Genomic DNA, 20745 nt, shown 5'->3' on the forward strand with positions numbered 1-20745 from the left:
CGTTACACCTTCCGTAGCGTAAAGTGAATCGAACCGCTGACCGACGGCCGGTAGACGACACCGTCGTCCCACTCGAGCAGCCGGTGGGCCGTCTGCAAGAGCACCGAGCGGACGCCGCTTAGCGGCGCATCCTCGAGGACCCAGACGGTCACCTCGCGGTCGACGAGGTCGAACGCGAACGCGCGGTTGTCGTAGTACCACGAGAAGTTGCCGTCGGCGAAGTACTCCGGCGTGCCGTGGGTCCAGCGCGATCGGTGCGTCGGGTCCTGATCGTACAGCCGCGAGGCCGCATGGGGGACCCACGCCTCGAGGCGGCCGTCCGCGCGGAGGACGCGGTAACACTCTTCGAAGACGTCGCCGAGTCGCTCGGGGGCGATGTGCTCGAGCACCTGGTCCATCTCGACGACGTCGAAGGTCTCGTCGGCGAAGGGCAGCGTCGTCGCGGTCCCCTGCACGTCCGGCCCGACCGCCGAGAGCAGGTCGAGGGTCACGTTGCCGTCGCCCTGCTCGCCCGCGCCGACGTTCAGGACGGTGTCGCTGATCGCTCGGGTTCCGCTGGTCGCTCGCGGATCTGCACTCGAGTCGGCGGCAGTCGGTGAATCGCCGTCCGCCGACTCGCTGCCCGCCGCAGTCGTTCGGCTCGGTCCCTCGCTCATCGGTATCCCAACTCCTCGAGTCGCCGTTCGACGGTCGCGTCAACGTCCTGCTCGCTCTCGGCGTCGGCTGCCTGCGCGCGCTCTTTGTACTCGCCGATCTCGACGTCGAAGCAGTCGCGGGCCCACGACGGAAGCGGCACGTCCTCGCCGACCTGTCGCTGCCAGCAGGGCCGGTCGTGATCGATCTCGTACTCCCGGCTGCCGCCAAGCGAGTCCCAGACGTACTTGGTCTCGCCGTTGTAGACACAACGGAGCATCCGGTCCCAGTAGCGGTGTTCCTCGGGATCTCGAGGCGCGCCGCCGACGCCGATTCCGATTAGTTCGGCCGGAACGCGCTCCCTGAAGACGTCGGGTGTCTCCTCGTTCGCTAAACCGACGATAAGATCGCCCAACTCGAGGTGGCTGACGTACTCCGTTTCGGCCGCCTCGTACCCTTCGGGCGGGTTGATCAGATAGCAGGGGACGTGCAACAGTGACTCCGTGAGGCTGCTGGTGTGACCGAACAGCTCCTCGTCCTCGGGGAAGGCGAGGTTCTCGCCGTGGTCCGCGGTGACGATGAACGTCGTCTCGCGGTCCGTCTTCCGCTGGACCTCGCGGACGAACGAGGCGACTTTCCGGTCGAGGTAGTCGATTGCCGCGGCGTAGAGGTCGCGGTGATATCGGAGGTCCTGCTCGTGCTCGGCCGAGACGCCCTCGGTGTTGATCTCCCAGTCGTCGAACGCGAAGGAGGTCCAGTCGTTGGGCGCGTCGTGGAACTCCCTGTCGTAGCCCAGCACGTGGTGGACCGGCCCGTGGGCGTCCATGAAGTTCGTAAAGAGGAAGACCGGCTCCGCGGTCGACTCGACCATCGACAGCCCCTCGCTCGAGACGATCGACGCGCCGTCGTCGAGCAGCTTCGGCAGCGGCGCGCGCCGAAAGAGGTCGTTGGCCTTGAACAGCACGCCGTTGCCGAGGCTCTCGAGCGTGTAATCGTGGCGAACGGCCTCCCGAAGGAACTCGAGGTACCGCTGGACGCCTTCCTCGTCCCGATCCTGGATGAACTTCTCCATGTCCATGCCGGCGGGGAACCGGCGGTGGGGGGCGATATCGGAGTAGCGGTCGAAGACGGTGTCGAAGCCGAACGTCGAACTGGCGTAGACGTTCGCGCTGGCCCCTAACGCGGCGTGGTCGGGGATGTCTCCGAGGAACGTCTCCGATCGCGAGAGCCCGGTGAAGTCCCGGTTGTGAGTGTGGATGCCGTGCTGGTGGGGGAGCTCGCCCGTCAGCATGCTGGCGTGACTCGGCGTGCTCCACGCGCTCGCTGCTCGACACTGCTCGAAGGAGACGTCGGCAAGCCCCTGCAACCGGGGCGCGTACTCCTCGAAGTAGTCCTTGCGGACCGTGTCGAGACAGACCAGGACAACGTTTCGCGTCACGCCACCACCTCCGTCAGCGCGCGCCGAAACTCTGCGGCTTGTCGCTCCTCGGTCAGCGGTTTCACTCGCGCTCTGAGTGCGGCCCCGCGCTCTCGGCGCTCGGCGGGCGACAGCGACTGCACGTACTCGATCCCCCACCGAATATCGCGTGCGGTCGGCGCGCGTACCAGCAGCGGATCGACGTCTTCGACGAGCTCGCGCGTCCCCGTCCCCGTCGAAACGACGGTCGGGACCCCCGCGAGCATCGCCTCGAGGCTGGCGACCGGGAACGCGTCGCCGGAACTGGGCTGGACGTAGATATCCGCCGCGGCGAACTCGGCGGCGAAGGCCTCGAGCTCGAGGTAGCCAAGCGCCTCGACGCCGGGGAGGTCGCTGTAGTCGAACTCGTCGTGGCCGGCCCCGAGCAGCCGCAACTCCCAGTCAGGTCGCGAGGCGACGACGCGCGCGAGCAGGTCGACGTTCTTCTTCGCGACGGCGGCCCGATCGCTCACCGTGCCAGCGTGAAGGATGCGGGTCGCATCGTCGGTCGTGTCAGCTTCCGTTCCGCCGTCGACGCCGGCCCCGTCCGTTCGTGGCGACGCTGTCGTGGCATCGGCTCCCTCGGCGTCCGAACCGGCCGCCTCGAGCCCGCGGCCGATCGGCTCGAGCGCGTCGTACTTCGCGTCGGCGATCGGCGGGTGGACGATATCGAACGGCACCTCGAGGTATTTTCGTGCCCACGAGCGCGCGAGATCGCCGACAGCGATGGCCCCGGCGACGACGCGGCTCATCACCGGTCCGAGAATCGACCGCCAGAGGGAGTGAGTTCGCTGGTCGCGGATCTTCAGGAACGTCTCGTCGGCGATCAGCGGGACGACCCGGGCGTCCCACCGGTTCAGCAGCTTGTAGAACAACAGCGTGTAGATCGGCGTCGTCCCCTCGCCGATCACCACGTCGTAGGACTCGAGGTCGACGGCGGTTCGTAGCCGCGCGAGCATCGAGTCGCGATTCTCCTCAGGGCCGCCGATCGCCGCGCCCGTCTCGAAGTGGCGGTAGTCGGCGTCGACGGCGTCGCCGAAGACGCGGTGTGCGTGGTGGGGCTGGTGGAACTGGTGGAGCATAAGCACGTCAGCCACGGCCGCTCACCCCCGAGCCGTAGCGGACGGAATCGACGGCGTCCCAGACGCCCTTGCGCCAGAGCCAGTCGTTGACTCGGCCCGACAGCGTGTCCGGAACGATCACGTCCTCGTACTTCTCCGGGTAGCGCCGCTTGAGCAGGGCCTCGTTTTTCTGGACGATCGACGAGCGCGGCCGCTCGGGGTGGACCATGCGGACGCGCTCGTCGTAGGCGGCGGTCCCGCGCTCCTCGAGTCGCCAGCCGAACTCGGTGTCCTCGCGCCAGTACTCGAAACGCTCGTCGAAGCCGCCGGCGTCGAGGGCCGCCTCGCGGTCGACCGCGAGGTTGCAGGTGGGGTACTTGCGCCGGCCCTCGTAGGTCATCCCGCCCTCGACGGGCCCCTCGAGGACGACGAGGTCCTCGCGCTCGTCGAAGGCCCGGCGGATCGCCTCGACCCAGCCGGCGGGCGGCCGGCAGTCGTCGTCGGTGAAGGCGACGATATCGCCGTCGGCGCGCTCGAGGCCCAGATTCCGGGCCTCGCAGACGCCAAGGTCGGGATCGGTCACGACGATCACGTCGTAGGCGTCGGCGGTCTGGCGCGCAAGGCTCGCGACGACCGCGCTGTGGTCGTTGTCGGGAATCGTCGGGACGATCACGGTGACAGCGGGGTTGGGATGCTCGACCGGCCGCAACAGGGAGCGGTCCGCGGTCGCCATCACTGATCGGTCACCCCCTCGAGGTCGGCGTCGTCGGCGTCGACGGATTGTGTTAGTTCCTCGAGAGTCTGTGGCTGCCGTTCATCGCGCTCGCGGTCGGGCTCGGCCGATCGCGATCCGGCCGCCCGTTCGGATGCCGGCGGGCGGTCCGGCTGGAGGTCCGGCGCACCGATGTCGGCGGCCGCCGTCTCCGCGACGACGGCGCGGAGATTCTCCGCGAAGCGGTCGTACTCGTATCGTCTGGCGGCCTGTCGGATCTCGACCGGGTCGAAGTCGGCGGGATCGAACCGCCGAACTGCGTCCCGAATCGATTCGACAGTGGGGTCGAAGAGCAGCCCCGTCCGGCCGCTCTGAACCTGGTAGCGAGTGAACCCCTCGTCGACGCCGAGCAGGGGTTTGCCGGCCATCATGGTCTCCGCCCCGACGAGGCCGAAGTCCTCCTGTTTTGGCGCGTAGACGACCGCGGTGGCCCGCGCGACGAGCGACTCGATGTCCTCGACGTAGCCCCGCACTTCGATGTTGTCGTGGCGGGCCGCGAACTCCTCGAGTCGCTCGCGCTGTTGCCCGTCGCCGGCGATCACGAGTCGTTCGTCCAGCCCTGCGAAGGCCTTCGCGATCAGATCGATCCGCTTCTCGGGGGCGAGTCTGGACCAGGTGACGAAGTAGCCGTCGTCGCCCTCGGTGTGCCAGTCGCCGGTCACCGGCGGATAGACGACCGTCGCGTCGCGGTCGTAGAACCGACGGATCCGGTCGCGGACCAGTTCGCTGTTCGCGACGAACTGATCGACGTAGTCGTTGGCCTCCTTGTCCAGCGCCCGCCACCCCTTCGCGTAGGCCTTGACGCCGGCCTCGACGAACGGCTTCCGGAAGCCCGAGAGCCGGTCGCGGTAGAGGTCGTAGAGCCACCGCGGCGGGCTGTGGGGGTAGTGGACGATCCGCTGGTCGACTTCGGGGACGTAGTACTTCGACAGCGGCGCGCTCTCTACGACCACGTCGTAGTGGGCCAGATCCGGGTGCGCGTCAGTCATGTCGAGCGCCACGTTGAGCGTCTCGAGCGGGTTCATCCCCTCGTTTTTCCACTCGAGGAAGGGTCGCCACGGCAGCGAGGTGTATTTCTCCTGACGGAACGGGAAGACGGACACGTCGTCGGGAATCTCGGTCCCCTCGGCGACGTAGGTGGTGTAGATCGGCGCATCGAGGACGCGCGCGGCCTCGATGGCGAACTCCTCGCCGCCGCCGATACCGGGGAAGCGGTCGTGGAGGATCGCGACGTCGGTCACTGTAACACCTCCCTGAGTTCGCGGTCGGGAGACCACGTGCCGTCGTGGGTCTCCGCGTCGCCGCTTGCTCGAGCGCGGAGCAGCGAGACGCTCGCGCGCAACAGCGAGATCTGGGTGTCGAACAGCGAGTAAAACGGCTGGAGCGGCCCGAGCGCGTCGCGAGAGCCGAGCGCCGTGAAGGCGAGGACGCCGGCCGGCGTCGCCAGGCCGAACGGCCCGAGGACGGCCATCGAACCGATCGTCGCCAGCGCGACGCCGGTCGCGACGAGCCACGGCGAGACCACCATGAACCACCAGTTGAATGGCAGAACGACGCGGCCGTAGGCCCCGTGGCGGCCCAACGCGTCGCGCTGTCGCCACAGCAGCCGCAACAGTCCCATCGCGCGCCGGTCTTTCTGCTCGCGGCGCTTGCCGAACGCGGAGTGAGCGGCCTCCTTGTAGTGGATATTGGGATCGAAGATCACTCGACCGCCGTTGCGCCGGATCTTGAGCGCGAGTTCGCTGTCGTCGGCGATCGAGTCCTCGTCGATCGGGACAATCGCGTCGCGCTCGAACGCCGAGAACGGGCCGTGGAAGATCAGCGTCGAGTCGATGTGAGACTCGAGGACCTGAATCATCGTCTGGAGGTCGCGGTAGCCCCGCTCGACCTCGCTGTCGCCGATGACCTCGGCGTTGCGACCGGTCACTCCCGCCACGTCTGGGTCGGCGAGGTTCGCCGCGGCTTTCCGGACCGCGTCGGGCGCGATTCGAGAGTCGCAGTCGGTCTTGACGACGACATCGTTGTCCGCGGCGGCGTAGGCCTCGTTCAGTGCGGTCGCGAGCCCGCGACGCTCGTCCTCGCGGATGAGCGTCAGGTCCGGTGCCGATCGGCCCGCGAAGAAGCCCTCGACTACATCGGCCGTGCCGTCGTCGCTCGAGTCGACGACGACGATTTCGACCTTCTCCATGGGGTAGTCGAGTTCGACCAGTTCCTCGAGTTTCGATTCGACGATCGCGCTCTCGTTGTACGTTGGGAGGACGATGCTCACCGAGGGTTCGTCCGGCCACGTGTCGGCCGGCGTGCCGGACGGCCGTCGGAGGTAATATATTCCGAGGTAGAGCAAGTACGGAAGGCCCGTCAGTGCGAGTAATCCGAACAGGGCCTCGACGAGACGCTTCATACGAGTACGCCTCAACGCTCAACGGACCCGGTCAAAATCCGATGGCTTACCATTGAAAGGTATGAAAAGTACCCCCAACAATCGCCGATCTGGTCGCCGGACCGGAGTCTTTTTCCATCCAGCTCGGAATAGCCGAGCACGCGATAAACGCTCGGAAACCTCATCACAGTTTTGTTACGCATGCCATATTCGGTATGCTTTTAGGGAGGCGCGCTATACCTCCACGTATGTCTGTGATAGCCGAGTCCGCGGTCGGGCACGACGAACTCGCCGTGCTCAAACTCCTCGCACTCGAGGGGGGGCTCGAGGGCGACGTCAAGATCTCCTGTTCTCACCTCGCCGAACGCCTCGACGCATCGAACCAGACCGCCTCGCGACGGCTGCAGCGCCTCGAAAGCGCGGATCTGCTCGAGCGCGACACCGTCAGCGACGGTCAGTGGGTCGCGATCACCGAGACGGGCGAGCGAACCCTTCACGGGGAGTACGAGGACTATCGGCGCATCTTCGAGACGGACTCGACGATCGAACTCGAGGGCACCGTCACCAGCGGGATGGGCGAGGGTCGTCACTACATCTCCCTGTCGGGTTACCAGCGCCAGTTCGAGGACCGACTCGGCTACGAGCCGTTCCCCGGCACGCTGAACGTCGACCTCCGCGAGGACAGCGTCCGCCGGCGCAGCGCCATGGCCTCGCTCGAGCCGGTCCCCATCGACGGCTGGGAGTCCGACGAGCGAACGTACGGCCCCGCGGTCTGTTACGCCGCGACGATCGAGACCGCCGACGGCACGGTCTACGAGAACGCACACACCATCGCCCCCGAGCGCACCCACCACGACGACGACCAGCTCGAGGTCATCGCCCCCGACAAGCTCCGCGAGGAACTCGATCTCGAAGACGGCGACCACGTCACCGTCTCCGTGGGTGATCGCGAATGACGGGCCACCACGCCGGGCCGCAGTCGAACGCCGACGGCGGGACGACGGGCTCGAGTCCGAACGCGTCCGCGAGTGCGTTCGACCGGGCGCTCGAGTCGCTGCGGGCCGGTGAGCCGATCCTCGTCCACGACGCGGCCGACCGCGAAGGGGAGACGGATCTGATCTACCACGCCGACGCCGTCACCCCCGAGGCCGTCGCCCGACTGCGCAACGACGCGGGCGGGCTGATCTGCGTCGCGCTCGGCCACGACATCGCCGAAGCGTTCGACCTCCCCTTCTACTCGGAGGCCGTCGACCACCCCGCGACGGCCGACCACGAACTCGGCTACGACGACCGGTCGTCGTTCTCGCTGACAGTCAACCACCGCGACACCTACACCGGGATCACCGACGAGGACCGCTCGACGACGATCCGGGCGCTCGGCGAGGCCGCTATCACCCCCGACGCGACCGACTTCGCCGACGAGTTCCGGGTCCCCGGCCACGTCCACCTGCTCAAGGCCGCGCCCGACCTGCTCGCCCAGCGCGAGGGCCACACCGAACTCGGCCTCGCACTCGCCGACGCTGCCGACCTCGCCCCCGCCGTCGTCGTCTGCGAGATGCTCGACGACGAGACCGGCGAGGCGCTGTCCCCCGCCGACGCCCGCGCCTACGCCGACCGACACGGCTTTGCGTATCTCGAGGGGCGAGACGTACTCGAGCGACTCGCGTAACGGTCCGCGCCTCGTCGAATCGCCGAGTGGTCGCCGATCCGTCGCTCGAGGCCGGGTCCAACCCCGAACCCGTCGCGGGCGAGTGTATTACTCGATCGATCGGTCGGTGATGGGGCCTGATAGACAGTCGCGCCCGGAATCGCGAACACTTAGTACAGGGGCTTGCAACACGTTCGATAATGGGATTCGACGAGATGGACGTCGATACGATCTGGATGGACGGCGAGTTCGTCGACTGGGACGACGCGCAAGTCCACGTCCTCACGCACGGACTCCACTACGGCAGCGGCGTCTTCGAGGGCGCGCGGTGTTACGACACTGAAAACGGCCCCGCGCTCTTTCGCTGGGAGGAGCACCTAGAGCGCCTGTTCCAGTCCGCAAAGCCGTACGAGCTAGATATCGAGTACACGAAAGACGAGCTCACCGAGGCGACGAAAGCGCTCATCAAGCGCCAGGAACTGCCCTCCTGTTACGTGCGGCCGATCGCCTTCTACGGCTACAACTCGCTGGGCGTCAGCCCCAAGGACTGTCCGACACGGACCGCCGTCGCCGTCTGGCCGTGGGGCGCTTACCTCGGCGAAGAGGCCTTAGAGAACGGCATCGACGTGATGATCTCCTCGTGGCGGAAACACGCCTCGAGCCAGATTCCGACTAACGCCAAGACCACCGGCCTCTACGTCAACAGCATGCTCGCCGGCGAGGAAGCCCGCCGGAACGGCTACGCCGAAGCGATCGTGCTCAACAAGGAGGGCAACGTCGCGGAGGGCCCCGGTGAGAACGTCTTCCTCGTGCGCGACGGCGAACTCTACACGCCCGGGCTCTCGGAGTCGATCCTCGACGGCATCACTCGCGACTCCGTCATCCGGATCGCCGAAGAGTTAGGCTACACCGTCCACGACAACGTCTCCATCTCGCGGGGCGAACTCAACACGGCCGACGAACTATTCTTCACCGGCTCCGCGGCCGAGGTCACGCCCATTCGGAAAGTCGACAACGTCGTCATCGGCGACGGCTCCCGCGGCCCCGTCACCGAGGAGATCCAGCAGCGATTCTTCGAGATCGTCGAGGAAGCCCCCGAAGAATACGACGAGTGGTTCGAGTACGTCGACGTCTGAGAGCGGTTCTCGGTCCGAACGCGTCTGCCTACTCGACCCCGAGATAGCGACCGAACGTTGACGCGATTCGCTTCTTTCTACAGTGATTTGCGTGGCCGGGAGCGCGCCTTGAGCACCGCGAGAGGCGCGCGACCCGGGGGAGGGCAGGCGGTCGCCCGTCACCGACCGCGAGCGAGTGAAACGAGCGAGCGGGCCGACGACCGACCCGTCGGGGAGGGAGGAGGCTTTTGATCGACCTTTTGCCGAGGGACATCGCGCTGTGCGGCAGCTATGCTGCCGTCAGCGCGGTAGACCGCAGCGCAAAAGGTCGTCGTTCAGTCGTCGTTCGCCCGCTCGACCTGATCCGGCCGGTCGTCCCGGTCTGCCGACCCGTCCCCGTCGGCGCGGTCGGCTCGAGCCTCGTCGATGACGTCGATCGCGACGCCGGCGTCCATGCCGCGTTTGTTAGCGTCGCCGAAGCCAGCGCTTAGCACGCGGGTCAGCGCGTCTTCGACGTCCTCCTCGAGTTCGGTGATCTCGTCGGGTTCGACTTCGACGACGTAGCCGGTCGTGATGTTCGGCGAAGTTGGCAGAAAGAGCACCTCGCGGCCGTCGCTGGTCACTTTGCCGGTCTTGAAGGCGGTCATCCGAAGTCCGTCCCAGGTTTCGATCTTGACCGGTTTCTGGAGCGACTCCTGTTCGCCGAAGGCGGTCTCGGCGGCCATCTTCGAGGCGTTGTAGACGACGCGGATCACCGGCACGCGGTTTGCGATGTTGTCGACAAGCCGTTCGACGAGGCCGCCGACGGTCGTTCGCATAAGATAGCCGACGGAGAAGGTGAGGATAACGAAGACGGTCAGCGCGACGATCACGCGGAGGAACTGCGCGAGTTGGTCGCGCGTCTGGACGGCCTGCGCACTCGAGCCGGGAAGAAGCGGTTTGAGGGCGCCGGGGTCGAGAATGAGACCGGGTGTCAAACCCGAGACAAGTCCGTAGAGCCAGTAGATCGCATAGAGCGTGATGAGAATGGGGCCGAGGACGATGAGCCCGCTCGCGAAATCCCGCTTCCACGAAGCCATGTCCGTCACCTCACACTACTGGCTAATGAGCGCTTCCCTTTATCGTATGCGCCGCCGACCGTGCCGGCGATAGCTTCGGTGGTCGGTGGCGATACTATCGGGCGGAACGCGGACGCTGTGCCAGTGGGCCGTCGCCGCTGAGCGCGCCGTGCCACCGACCGGCAGACCAAATTTCAAGCCGGTTCGGTGAGCAGTCGTGCGTATGAGCCTCGAGCAGGAGCCGGCCGACGAGGAGGCCGATCCGCTGGACGCCTTCCGGCAGTTCTTCGCGCTCGAGCGGGACGTGCTCGTTCTTTCGGCGGCGATGTTCGCGTTCAGCCTCGGCTTCCAGATGACCAGCCGGTACATGGCCGAGTACATGTCTGCGCTGGGCGCGTCGGTGGTCGTCATCGGCCTGTTCGGGACGGTCAGCAACGTGGTCAGCGCCGTCTACCCCTATCCGGGCGGTGCGATTTCCGACCGAATCGGCTCGCGGTACGCACTGACCGCGTTCGGGCTCTGTTCGACGCTCGGCTTCGGCGTCTGGCTCGCTGCCCCTGCGCTCGCGGGCGTCTCGATCGGACCGGTGTCGCTGTCGATCGTCGCCATCTTCGCCGGCCTATTGCTCGCTCAGGGGTGGAAATCGTTCGGGCTCGGTGCAACGTTTGCGATCGTCAAGCAATCTGTTGCTCCCTCGCATTTGGCCGCCGGCTTCGCGAGCACCGAGACGTTTCGGCGCACCGCCTTCCTCGTCGGCCCGTTGGTCGCCGCTGCGCTCTTCTATCCGTTCGGCTCGAGCAGCGGCGAAGTCGTCACGGCCTTCCAAGTCATTTTGCTCGTCGCCGTCGTCTTCGGCGTCCTCGGAACGGTCGCCCAGCACGTCCTCTACCGCGCCGACGAGGACGATATCGGCACAGCGTTCGAGGGCGTCTCCCAACTGCTCGCCGACCTCCGGGCGATGCCCGACGAGCTCCGTCCGCTGCTGGTGGGCGATACCCTCGTCAGGTTCGCGAATGGCATGGTCTACGTCTTTTTCGTGATCGTCGTGACCCGGTTTCGTGAGGTCGGCCTTACCGTCTCTCTGCCGGCGATCGGCACCGTCGCGTTCTCGCCGCAATCGTACTTCGGACTCCTGTTGGGCCTCGAGATGCTGGTCGCGCTGCTGACGATGGTGCCGGTCGCGAAGGCCGCCGAGCGCGTCGGACTCAAGCCGGTCGTTGCGCTCGGGTTCGCGGTGTACGCTCTCTTCCCCGTTTTGCTCATTAGCGCGCCCCCTGATCCGGCTATCTTTGCGGTGTTGTTCGCCTTCTCCGGGCTTCGGTTCGCCGGGTTGCCCGCCCACAAGGCGCTGATCGTCGGCCCGGCCGAGCGCGGCGCCGGCGGTCGCGTGACCGGCGCGTACTACCTCCTGCGGAACGTGATCGTCATCCCGAGCGCCGCGGTCGGCGGCCTGCTCTGGGACGGGTTCGCGAACCCGCTGACCGGCACACAGGCGTTCGCGGGCGATCCGACGCTCGCGTTCACCGCCGCGACGGCGATCGGACTGCTCGGGACGGCCTACTTCCTCGTCTTCGGCGAGGAATTCGAAGCGTATCGGTAGCGAGGGCCGGTCGTTCTACAGGAATAGCCGATAGTAGTACGGACTGACGAACCCCTCGATGAACGCCGCGATCGCTAACACGATTCCGACGCCGATCAGCACCCAGAACGCCCGCTGGAGCGCGTCGGCGAGGTCGGTTCGAGTCGCGCGGCCGCGCCACGTCCGCCAGGACGTGACGCCCACTGAAATACCGAGCGCGCTGGCAACGAGGATCGCCGGAATCTCGAAGATTCCGTGGGGGACGACGAAGGCGGCCAGTTCCAGCGGATCGGCCTCGAGGCGGGCGTAGATCCCCAGGAAGACGCCGTTGAACAGCAACGAGACGATCGCCGGGATCGCGAACGCCAGGCCGGCGTAGGCCGTTGTGAGCGCGACCAGCCAGTTGTTGCCGAACAGGTCGATCGCCATCGTCGGCGGCAGCCGGCCGTCGAGGCGGGCCGTAATCGACGCCTGGAACGTGCCGGCGAAGGGGTCGGCGGCCACCCAGCCTGCTCCAAAGCCGGCGAGGCCGAGGACGACGACGAGCCCGTGAGTGCCCGGTGTCGACCGGACGAACGACAGCATGTCGTCCCAGCCGCGTCGGAGTCCGTTTCGCAGCTGTTGTCGGACCGATCGCTCCGGCGGAGCCGGCGGTGTGAGCCGTTCCCGATAGTCACAGTAGACGGCCGTTTTCAGCAGATCGAGTGCCGGAAACACGACCAGTGCGGTCAATAGCGACCCGACGGTGACGATGTCGACGACCGAGAGCAATCTGGTAACGATCGAGAAGGCGACGATCGTCACGAGCGCGACGAGATAGTAAAACACCGCGCCGCCCGGCCGTGCGCGGACGAACCCGAGCGTGTTCCGCAGCGAGCCGAAGACGCCCGCGTCGTCGACGACGACCGCGACCGGTGCGAACGCAAACACCGCACGGATGGGAAGGAGAATCGCGAGTGCGACAACGCCCGCCAGTAGAACGACGGGGACGGCCGCCGCGGACGAGCCGCCCGTGATCGCGGCGACGCCGGCCATTAGCGCCGTCATGATCCCGATACCGGTGAGCACTACGGCCCAGCAGATGAACTCGAGGACGAACAGCCCGAGAAACCGGAGCCAGTAGCGGCGCGCACCGTCGAGTCCGGCGAGGAGGCCGCGGTTGTCGCGCAGCCGGCTGTAACAGGTCGCGAGCTGTCCCGCGGCGACGACTGCCGTCAGACCGACGAACAGCAGGAAACTGATGAGAGCGGCTCCTGCAGCGAGGGCGAAAAGCGGCGGTGCGGCGAGTTGATCGACGATCGGATCGAGGCCGCTGGCCCACGCCTCGAACGCTTCGGGGTCGGCGCTGGCGCTCGGCGGCGATTCCAGTTGGGCGAGATCGGTCTGAATCGCCGCGAGTCGGCCGGTCGTCGCCAGAAAGGCGTAGGCGACGGCGACCGCGAGGAACGGAACGACGCGGACGATCGCCGGAATCGCAGATCCGAGCAGGTATATCGGGAGGATATCACCGGGTCGACGGCGAAGAACGGCGACTGAAGCAGCGACGTAATCGGATAGAGCCATATCGTCTCCTTCGAACGGCTATCAGTTAAATGAACCCTCTTGGCGAGCGTGAGATAGGCGACGCCGACGATCACCGTCGGCTGTACAGCCACCGACCTTGGAAGTGACGTGCCAGCGTTTACGTCGCTCGCTCCGTTATAGAAGTGCATGGTTACCACAATTTCACCCAGTCGACTCGCCGAACTGCAAGACGAGGACGCCGACTACGTCCTCGTCGATACCCGGCCCGAAGACAGCTACGAAGCCTGGCACATCGCGGGTGCGATCCACTTTCCGTTCGGCCCCGAGGAGGAACTCGACGGCCGCCTCGAGGACTTAGAGGAGACCGTCGGTGATGCCGACCGCGTGATCGCCGTCTGCGCGAAGGGAATTTCCTCGAGTAATCTGGCGACGCGCCTCGAGTCGGCCACTGACGAGTTCGACGTCGCAGCGGTCGACGGCGGAATGAAGGGCTGGAGCGGCGTCTACGACCACGTCGAAATCGACGTCGGCGGCGATCTGACGATCGTACAGATCCAGCGGCGCGCGAAGGGCTGTCTCGGGTACGTCGTCGGTTGCGCCGAGACGGGCGAGGCCGTCGTCGTCGATCCGACCGCAGACACCGACGAATACGAGGTCGCCGCCGAGGAGCACGACCTCTCGATCGTCGGCGCGATCGACACGCACGTTCACGCCGACCACATTTCAGGTGGTCGTGGAGTGGCCGACGACCTCGGCGTCCCCTACTACCTCGGCGAACGCGCCAGCGAACGCGACGTGGAACGCGAGTACACGCCGCTCGAGCGGAACGAGGTTCTCTCAGTCGGCGAGCGCGAGGTGAAAGCGGTGTTCGCGCCCGGTCACACGAGCGAGATGATCAATCTGCTGGTGGACGACCGCGCGCTGTTGACCGCGGACACGCTGCACGTCGACTCGACGGGTCGGACGGAACTCGAGTTCAACGAGGACGAAGGCGATCGAGGGGCGAAACTGCTCTACGAGACGCTCCATCGAACGATCCTGGCCGAACCCGAGCGCCTCGTCGTTCTCCCGGGACACGTGACGGTCACCGCGGACGGCGAGTTCGAACACGGCGCGCCCGGCGAGCCGATCCGGACGACGATCCGCGACGCCCGGACGGGGATCGACCTACTCGATCTCGAGGAGGACGCGTTCGTCGACCGCATGGCCGACGCCGGCGAGAAGCCGTCAAATTACGAGGAGATCATCGCGTACAACCGCGGCGCAACTAAGATTCCGCCCGAGGAACGGGTGGAACTCGAGTTAGGGCCGAACAACTGTTCCGCCTGAGTTATCGCGAGTACGTCTCGAGGCGATGAATCTGCTCGCCTTCGAGTTCGAAGAAGTCCGCGAACTCGAAGAGCGTCGTCCCGCCCTCGATCACGCGGCCCCGGACCGCGACCTGCTCGTCCGCGGCGACGAGCGACTCGAGTTCGTGGTCGGTGTCCGGGTTCGGCCGCTGCTCACGCATGAATTCGACGAAGGCGTCGCGGTCGTCGAACGTACGATCGGGACGACGTTGGGTGAAGTCGGGTGTGAGGACGTCTACGAGCGCCTCGTAGTTGTGATCGTCGAGCGCGTCGTAGTATCGCCGGGCGGGCGCGGCCGAATCCATACGTGGCGTTTCGCTATAGGCATCTAAAGAAATTCGCATATCTAATCGCTATATATTACTCTATAATTACATTACAAATTTATATATGAGATAAAGTATAAAATTTATATTGGGGGATCATGGAATACGTTTCTGGAAAAGTAAAATGAATCGAAGGAAGTATCTGACGACAATCGCGGCGGGAATAGGGTCGACAACAGGAGTAGACACCGTGCTCGGTTCTACGAGTTGTCTACAATGCGATTCAGGTAGCTATGAGAAGGATTGGGGCGACTGTGCATACGCAAGAGATTGGTCCGCTTGTACCTTAGAAAATTATCCCGAACTAGAGGGGTGGAGTAAGAAAGATGCGAAAAGACGAGAGGAGATCTGCGAACTCGGAAATAAGGTTGTATTTCCGGTATTGACTGCCGCTTCGTTAAAGGACGTGATTCCATTGGATGAAGGAGTAGTTGCTACGGGTTGGGCAGCATTTTCGGGGACTTGCTATGTGGTAGAGAATCTGGATGATTACCACGAACAGAGGGTTGAAGAAGCAGCGCTGTATACGAAAGGGTCGTATTTCCGAGATTATGCTAGCCCTGGAATGGGAACATCACGGTCTCTCCTCATACCGAAACAAGTAGTATAGCTCATCCGCTAAAGAATAGTAGCCATGGCAGGAAACTTTATCGGACCAATCGTATGGGAACAAATCGCTTTCAGTATATTTATCGCTGCCATGGTAACGAAGGACATGTATTCGAATGAAGGGTCGAAAATAAGACTTTTGTCTAATATTATGGCACTTATTGGATGCCTCCTCCTTGCTTCTAATGGCATTATACGACCGACTAGCCTCATTTTAATGGCGTCTGCTACTTGTTTATTCATCATTTCATTTTCACTTCATGTGTACAATTTGGCAGCAACGGAGGTGTGATTCAGATCATTTTTCCCTCGAATGCTCCTATCGTCTTGCGTGGAGTGTCACGTCTACTACGAGGGCGACGACGACCCCGAAAAGTGCACCGCGCGTCGCCTCGAGAAGTTCGACAAGGCGACCCTCTACCGGTCGATGGGGCAGGTGCCATATGGGGTCGTGCTCAACCCCCACGCCGAGCAGGCGCTGTCGCCGGCCGACGCCGAGGAGGGGCTGGGGACGCTGGTCGCGCTGGACTGCTCGTGGGAGTCCGCCGAGGCGGCGTCGTTCAAAATGCGCGGTGTCCACCGGGCGCTCCCCTTTCTCGTCGCCGCGAATCCGGTCAACTACGGCCGGCCGTTTCGGCTGACCACCGTCGAGGCACTGGCCGGCGCGGCCTGCATCTTCGGCGAACGAGAGTTGGCCGAGGACCTCCTCGAACCGTTTCGGTGGGGCGAGACCTTTCTGACGCTCAACGAGGAGCCGCTGCGACGCTATAGCGAGTGTACGGACTCGAGCGAGGTCGTCGCGGTCCAAGACGACTATCTGGCAGACGAGGAGTAATCACAGCGATTAAATGCACCACGGCTAAAGGGTGGGTATGGCCAGTTTCGACGCCGCCGAGAAACGGATGCTCGAGAAGATGATCTGCATGCGCTGTAACGCTCGCAACTCCCCGCGAGCGGACCGCTGTCGGAAGTGCGGCTACGAGAAGCTTCGCCCCAAGGCGAAGGAACCCCGCGCCGCATAATCGATCGCTCCGTTCTCGACCGTTGTTGCGCCCGAAGTCGCATCACCTGTTCAGTGCGTCGTCCTCGAGTCTCGGCCGTTCGTAGACACCCTCTCGCCGGCCGGTCACTCGAACTCCATCGAGGGCGACTCGAGTTCCGAACAGACCTCGAGCAGCGCGGCCAGCGACTGTGATGGCCGTCGGTACCGAACCGTTCCGCTTCGGCGATCGTACTCGATGCAGCCTGCCTCCCGCAACCGGGGGAGCGAGGTGTGAATCAGCGCCGTCTTCGCCCGCCCGAACCGATCCTCGTTCGCCGATGTTTGGGGGTTCTCGCCGGTCTCGGTGAGCCACCGCGCCAGTTCGTCGATGTCGGCGACCTCGTTCTCTCGAAGGTAGTAGAGTGCGTACCGCCGCCGGCGATTCGCCAGCACCGCAAGTAACGTCTCCAGTTTCCGTTTTCCTCCGTCCGTCCGCAGGCCACCGTCAGTCTCTCCGATCGGTATTGCCGAAACGATATCCTCCCCTGTGTCGTCCATACACCCCGACAATCGTTGCAACGGGTTATTCTTTACGGGCGTTTGACACGTAATGGTCAGCGACGCAGTCGCGAACGCTGCTCGAGCCGGCGGTGGAGTCACCGCCACGGGGCGCAGCAGTGCCGTCGATCGGGTTCGGTCGTATCGAAGGTGAGCCGCTTGCAGCCTACTCGTCGGGGTACTTCGGTTCTCGCTTCTCCGCCCGCTCGAGTGCCGTCTCGACCACGTCGCGGACGTCGCCGTGGAAGACGCCGCCGTGGCCGGCGTACATGTGCTCGACACCCTCGGGTGTGCGCTTGAGGAGGTGCCGAATGCTCTCGATGAGTCGCTCGCGGGACTGGCCGGCCATGTCGGTGCGGCCGAAGCTGCCGTCGTCGAAGGCTCCGTCGTCGTGGACGACCACGTCACCGGAGAACAGCGACGAGTCGGAGACCAGCGAGACGTGGTCGTCGGCGTGACCCGGCGTGAATACCGTGTCGAACGTCTCGTCGCCGATTTCGATCGTATCTCCGTCGTCGAGCTCGTGGGTACGCGTCGGGTGGTCGGCGTAGGCGTACACCTCTGGCTCGAAGGCCTCCACGACGGCCTCGAGCTGGGCGATGTGATCGCCATGTTGGTGGGTCAAGACGACCGCCTCGAGGTCGTCGGTGCGGGCGCGAATCTCGTCGACGACGCCGTCCATCGCGCCGGCATCGACCAGCGTCGTCCGGTCGCCGACGGCGAGGTAGGCGTTGCAGGTGAACGTCTCCGCGTCCTCGGTGACGTGATGGACTTCCATACCCGGATACTTGCGTGCCGCCGGCAAAAACGGTGGCATCGATGACCGATCGGAAACGGCGGTTCGCTTACGACCGTTCGACACCCGTACGGTATGATGGATTTCTTATACGGAGTTGACATACTTCCGCCGATACGGGCTCTGGCGAAGATGTAAACGGGTTGTAAAACTCTAATAAACCAGTGACCATGGAATTTTTCAATCGGAATCCCGTAGACGACAGTGTATGGGATTCGGGAGCTACGACGAATCCGAACAGCAGGAGGTCGACGCTGATTTTGACGACGACGATGCAGTGAAGTCGGGAGAGAACAGCCACGACGGAACTATTGAGTTCGAAAACGGCGCGTCTAGCGACGAGTTGCTCGATCGGCTCAAGGAGATCAAAGACGAAGACGACGCCTGATGAAAGCCGGGGCGCGGGCGCTGGGCGTCGCCGAATCGTACCGCCGCGACCGCGATCACAGCACGCTGGCCGGTGCCGTCGTCCGCGCCGACCGCGTCTGCGACGGGCTCGCATACGGCGACTGCGACATCGGTGGCACCGACGCGACCGACGCCGTCGTCGGTCTACTCGAGGACCTCGGTCGGCCGGACGTCCGGTACGTCTTGCTCGGCGCCGTCGCCCCCGCGTGGTACAACCTTCTCGATCTTTCGCGCGTTCACGAGGCCGCCGACCGGCCGGTAGTCGCCGTCACGTTCGAGGAGAGCGACGGCCTCGCGTCCGGCCTCCGCGACGCGTTTTCGGGCGACAAGCTCGAGGAGCGCCTCGCGACATACCGGTCGCTGCCGGATCGCCGCGAACTGTCGGTCAACGACGAGACGGTCTACGTCAGGTGTCTCGGGCTCGAGCCCGCCGACGCCGATGCGGTCGTCCGCGCGTTCACGCCCGCGGGCGGCCGGCCGGAGCCGATCCGAGTCGCGAAGCTGGCTGCTCGAGCGGCCGATTCGTACGCGCGGTCGCTCGAGCCGTAAGTCGTCGCGTGCCGAAAGAGGTAGGAGGCGGCCGGCTGAGCCATCGGTATGGGCGAGATGGAGGATCTCTGCGTGACGGAGTGTACGCGCTGTCCGGCGCTGGTCGACTCCCGCAGCCGGATCGTCAACGGCACCGGCCCCGAGGACGCCGACCTGCTGTTCGTCGGCGAGGGGCCCGGAGCTAACGAGGACGAGGAGGGCGAGCCGTTCGTCGGGCGCAGCGGCACCGTGCTGGACGACGGGCTCCGGGACGTCGGACTCGCACGCGAAGACGTGCGTATCACCAACTGCGTGCGCTGTCGGCCGCCCGAGAACCGCGATCCCACGAAAGAGGAACTCGGGAACTGCCGGGGCTACCTCGAGCGTGAGATCGACGCACTCGACCCCGAGGTGATCGTCACGCTGGGAAAGGTCCCGAGCGAACACCTCCTGGGGCGCTCGGTCGCGGTCACCAAGGAGGCCGGCGATCTCGAGGAAGTCCGCATCGAGGACACGCCACGGCGCGTCCTGCTCTGCGTTCACCCGGCGGCGACGCTGTACGATCGCAGTCAGCGGGAGACGTTCGAGGCCGCGCTCGAGCGGGCTGCGGAGCTGGCTGGCGTCGCCGACAGCGATGGTGGACAGACGCGATTCGACGACTTCTGACGGCTGGATATCCGTCGTCGGTCGCGTTCGATGGCGGCCGGCAGCGGCGAACACCGCGTGAGCTAGCGTTGTATCTGTCTATAAAATTCAGAAACTATATGCATGTCGACTGTCAATACGGAGTTGCGCATGTCGTCCTCCCCCGGTTCCGAACCGCCGGTGCCCTCCGACCCGTTGTGGCGATACGGCGTGTACCTGTTCCCGGTCGGACCACTTTCGATGCTCGGCTCGTATGCCGGACTCTGGCTCTTCGTCTCGGCGAGCGAGGGTGACTCGGTCGGAGTCGGAATCGCCGCCTTCCTCGCGACCGTCCTCGCTAACTGGCTATCGTACCTATTCGCTGCTATCGTCGCGGTCGCGCTGATCATGGACGCACGCGCGCTTCGCGACTACCCTGCGTGGAACCCGAACCCGTGGCTCGTCGGCGTACTCGGCGTCGTCCACGTCGCCGGAGCGGTGATAGCATATCCGTATCTGCTCTCGGTCCCGACGATCGCGTACTACGTGTATCGGCGGCGACAGCATGTCGGCGGGCGCAGACCGGCGGAGGCAGCAGGTGATCGTTCGACGTCCGAGTAGCCCGCGATTGCGCGAAGGGCAACGCACTTCAACGCGCTGCACCGAGTATCAGTATGAGCAGTGTCTCCTCCACACAGGAGCAGTCCCTCGCCTCCGTGGTCGTCGTCGACTACGGGCTAGGGAACCTCCGCAGCGTCACCCGCGGCTTAGAACGGGCGGGTGCCGAGGTCGAGATCACCGACGACCCCGCGGCGTTCGACGCGGCCGACGGCGTCGTCCTGCCCGGCGTCGGCGCGTTTCGCGAGGGCATCGAAAACGCCGACCCGCTCCGCGAGGACCTCCTCGCGGTCGCCGAGCGCGGCCAGCCCCTGTTCGGCATCTGTCTCGGCATGCAGATGCTGCTGACGACCAGCGAGGAGGGCGAAACCGACGGTGACGCCGCCGTCGAGGGGCTGGATCTCGTTCCGGGGACCAACGTCCGGTTCGCCGAGGGCCAGAAGGTCCCCCACATGGGCTGGAACGAACTCGAGGTACAGCGCGAGCACCCGCTCGTGGAGGGTGTAGATGGCAACTACGCCTACTTCGTCCACTCCTACTACGCGGTCCCCGACGACGAAAACGCGGCCGTCGCGACGACGGACTACGAGACCGAGTTCCCCTCGATCGTCGCCAACGAGGCGGGCAACGTCTTCGGGACGCAGTTCCACCCCGAGAAGAGCGGCGAGACGGGACTGCAGATTCTGCGGAACTTTGTCGAGATCTGCGCCGAGGAGTAATC

23 protein-coding genes are annotated in these 20745 nt (G+C 65.1%); 12 read left to right on the forward strand and 11 right to left on the reverse strand.

The genetic code is table 11. From position 1 onward, the window contains the following. Positions 1-2: 2 nt before the first annotated feature. From ACJ70B_RS14675 to ACJ70B_RS14700, 6 genes are read right to left on the reverse strand one after another with little or no spacing between them, the layout of a single operon-like run. Positions 3-656, reverse strand: coding sequence for a class I SAM-dependent methyltransferase (locus ACJ70B_RS14675; RefSeq protein ID WP_408957736.1), 654 nt, complete (start codon positions 654-656; stop codon positions 3-5). After that, positions 653-2071, reverse strand: coding sequence for a sulfatase-like hydrolase/transferase (locus ACJ70B_RS14680; RefSeq protein WP_408957737.1), 1419 nt, complete (start codon positions 2069-2071; stop codon positions 653-655). The genes ACJ70B_RS14675 and ACJ70B_RS14680 overlap by 4 nt, the downstream gene beginning before the upstream one ends. Then, the gene (locus tag ACJ70B_RS14685; protein WP_408957738.1) at positions 2068-3186 is read right to left on the reverse strand and encodes a glycosyltransferase family 4 protein; all 1119 of its coding nucleotides are present in this window, start codon (positions 3184-3186) and stop codon (positions 2068-2070) included. Before ACJ70B_RS14685 ends, ACJ70B_RS14680 begins: the two co-directional genes overlap by 4 nt. Then, positions 3179-3883 (reverse strand): glycosyltransferase family 2 protein, encoded by a 705-nt coding sequence (locus ACJ70B_RS14690; RefSeq protein ID WP_408957739.1) that lies wholly within the window; start codon positions 3881-3883, stop codon positions 3179-3181. The genes ACJ70B_RS14685 and ACJ70B_RS14690 overlap by 8 nt, the downstream gene beginning before the upstream one ends. Next, on the reverse strand, positions 3883-5163 hold the full coding sequence (locus ACJ70B_RS14695) for a glycosyltransferase (protein ID WP_408957740.1): 1281 nt from the start codon (positions 5161-5163) through the stop codon (positions 3883-3885). The genes ACJ70B_RS14690 and ACJ70B_RS14695 overlap by 1 nt, the downstream gene beginning before the upstream one ends. Continuing rightward, positions 5160-6323, reverse strand: coding sequence for a glycosyltransferase (locus ACJ70B_RS14700; RefSeq protein WP_408957741.1), 1164 nt, complete (start codon positions 6321-6323; stop codon positions 5160-5162). Before ACJ70B_RS14700 ends, ACJ70B_RS14695 begins: the two co-directional genes overlap by 4 nt. A 227-nt stretch (positions 6324-6550) precedes the next feature. Here ACJ70B_RS14700 and ACJ70B_RS14705 point away from each other — a divergent pair, with 227 nt between their 5' ends. From ACJ70B_RS14705 to ACJ70B_RS14715, 3 genes are all read left to right on the forward strand, one after another. Then, positions 6551-7258 (forward strand): DUF120 domain-containing protein, encoded by a 708-nt coding sequence (locus tag ACJ70B_RS14705; protein ID WP_408957742.1) that lies wholly within the window; start codon positions 6551-6553, stop codon positions 7256-7258. Next, positions 7255-7971, forward strand: a complete 717-nt coding sequence (gene ribB, locus ACJ70B_RS14710; RefSeq protein WP_408957743.1) for a 3,4-dihydroxy-2-butanone-4-phosphate synthase — start codon at positions 7255-7257, stop codon at positions 7969-7971. The genes ACJ70B_RS14705 and ribB overlap by 4 nt, the downstream gene beginning before the upstream one ends. A 179-nt stretch (positions 7972-8150) precedes the next feature. After that, complete coding sequence (locus ACJ70B_RS14715; protein WP_408957744.1) at positions 8151-9086, forward strand: branched-chain amino acid transaminase; 936 nt, start codon at positions 8151-8153, stop codon at positions 9084-9086. 314 nt (positions 9087-9400) lie between these two features. Here ACJ70B_RS14715 and ACJ70B_RS14720 read toward each other — a convergent pair whose 3' ends face one another. Further along, positions 9401-10144 carry a DUF502 domain-containing protein gene (locus tag ACJ70B_RS14720; protein ID WP_408957745.1) on the reverse strand — a complete coding sequence of 248 codons (744 nt, stop codon included), beginning with the start codon at positions 10142-10144 and terminating at the stop codon, positions 9401-9403. A gap of 202 nt (positions 10145-10346) precedes the next feature. On the opposite strand from ACJ70B_RS14720, the gene ACJ70B_RS14725 reads away from it, so the two are divergent. Further along, positions 10347-11723: an MFS transporter gene (locus ACJ70B_RS14725; protein ID WP_408957746.1), complete on the forward strand. Its 1377-nt coding sequence runs from the start codon at positions 10347-10349 to the stop codon at positions 11721-11723. Between the two features lie 15 nt (positions 11724-11738). On the opposite strand, the gene ACJ70B_RS14730 is transcribed toward ACJ70B_RS14725, so the two are convergent. Next, positions 11739-13265 carry a stage II sporulation protein M gene (locus ACJ70B_RS14730; protein ID WP_408957747.1) on the reverse strand — a complete coding sequence of 509 codons (1527 nt, stop codon included), beginning with the start codon at positions 13263-13265 and terminating at the stop codon, positions 11739-11741. Positions 13266-13412: 147 nt separating this feature from the next. On the opposite strand from ACJ70B_RS14730, the gene ACJ70B_RS14735 reads away from it, so the two are divergent. Beyond that, complete coding sequence (locus ACJ70B_RS14735) at positions 13413-14555, forward strand: rhodanese-like domain-containing protein (protein ID WP_408957748.1); 1143 nt, start codon at positions 13413-13415, stop codon at positions 14553-14555. Position 14556: 1 nt separating this feature from the next. On the opposite strand, the gene ACJ70B_RS14740 is transcribed toward ACJ70B_RS14735, so the two are convergent. Next, a complete protein-coding gene (locus ACJ70B_RS14740) occupies positions 14557-14880 on the reverse strand; it encodes a nuclear transport factor 2 family protein (RefSeq protein ID WP_408957749.1) in 324 nt (107 codons plus the stop codon). A gap of 961 nt (positions 14881-15841) precedes the next feature. On the opposite strand from ACJ70B_RS14740, the gene ACJ70B_RS14745 reads away from it, so the two are divergent. After that, entirely contained in the window at positions 15842-16345 is a 504-nt protein-coding gene (locus tag ACJ70B_RS14745; protein ID WP_408957750.1) for a DUF367 family protein, read from the forward strand. 37 nt (positions 16346-16382) lie between these two features. Beyond that, positions 16383-16532, forward strand: a complete 150-nt coding sequence (locus tag ACJ70B_RS14750; protein ID WP_408957751.1) for a 50S ribosomal protein L40e — start codon at positions 16383-16385, stop codon at positions 16530-16532. 104 nt (positions 16533-16636) lie between these two features. On the opposite strand, the gene ACJ70B_RS14755 is transcribed toward ACJ70B_RS14750, so the two are convergent. Beyond that, on the reverse strand, positions 16637-17050 hold the full coding sequence (locus ACJ70B_RS14755; RefSeq protein ID WP_408957752.1) for a hypothetical protein: 414 nt from the start codon (positions 17048-17050) through the stop codon (positions 16637-16639). A gap of 166 nt (positions 17051-17216) precedes the next feature. Further along, entirely contained in the window at positions 17217-17828 is a 612-nt protein-coding gene (locus tag ACJ70B_RS14760) for an MBL fold metallo-hydrolase (protein WP_408957753.1), read from the reverse strand. Between the two features lie 226 nt (positions 17829-18054). Here ACJ70B_RS14760 and ACJ70B_RS14765 point away from each other — a divergent pair, with 226 nt between their 5' ends. The 5 genes from ACJ70B_RS14765 (at position 18055) to hisH (ending at position 20743) form a co-directional block, all read left to right on the forward strand. Then, a complete protein-coding gene (locus tag ACJ70B_RS14765) occupies positions 18055-18234 on the forward strand; it encodes a DUF5786 family protein (RefSeq protein WP_408957754.1) in 180 nt (59 codons plus the stop codon). Then, the gene (locus tag ACJ70B_RS14770; RefSeq protein WP_408957755.1) at positions 18234-18803 is read left to right on the forward strand and encodes a DUF99 family protein; all 570 of its coding nucleotides are present in this window, start codon (positions 18234-18236) and stop codon (positions 18801-18803) included. The genes ACJ70B_RS14765 and ACJ70B_RS14770 overlap by 1 nt, the downstream gene beginning before the upstream one ends. Positions 18804-18851: 48 nt before the next feature. Further along, a complete protein-coding gene (locus tag ACJ70B_RS14775; protein WP_408957756.1) occupies positions 18852-19448 on the forward strand; it encodes a uracil-DNA glycosylase family protein in 597 nt (198 codons plus the stop codon). Between the two features lie 129 nt (positions 19449-19577). Further along, positions 19578-20027: a hypothetical protein gene (locus tag ACJ70B_RS14780; RefSeq protein ID WP_408957757.1), complete on the forward strand. Its 450-nt coding sequence runs from the start codon at positions 19578-19580 to the stop codon at positions 20025-20027. Between the two features lie 53 nt (positions 20028-20080). Next, positions 20081-20743, forward strand: coding sequence for an imidazole glycerol phosphate synthase subunit HisH (gene hisH, locus ACJ70B_RS14785; protein ID WP_408957758.1), 663 nt, complete (start codon positions 20081-20083; stop codon positions 20741-20743). Positions 20744-20745 lie beyond the last annotated feature (2 nt).

The organism is Natrinema sp. 74 (assembly GCF_046097095.1).
Lineage (GTDB): Archaea > Halobacteriota > Halobacteria > Halobacteriales > Natrialbaceae > Natrinema.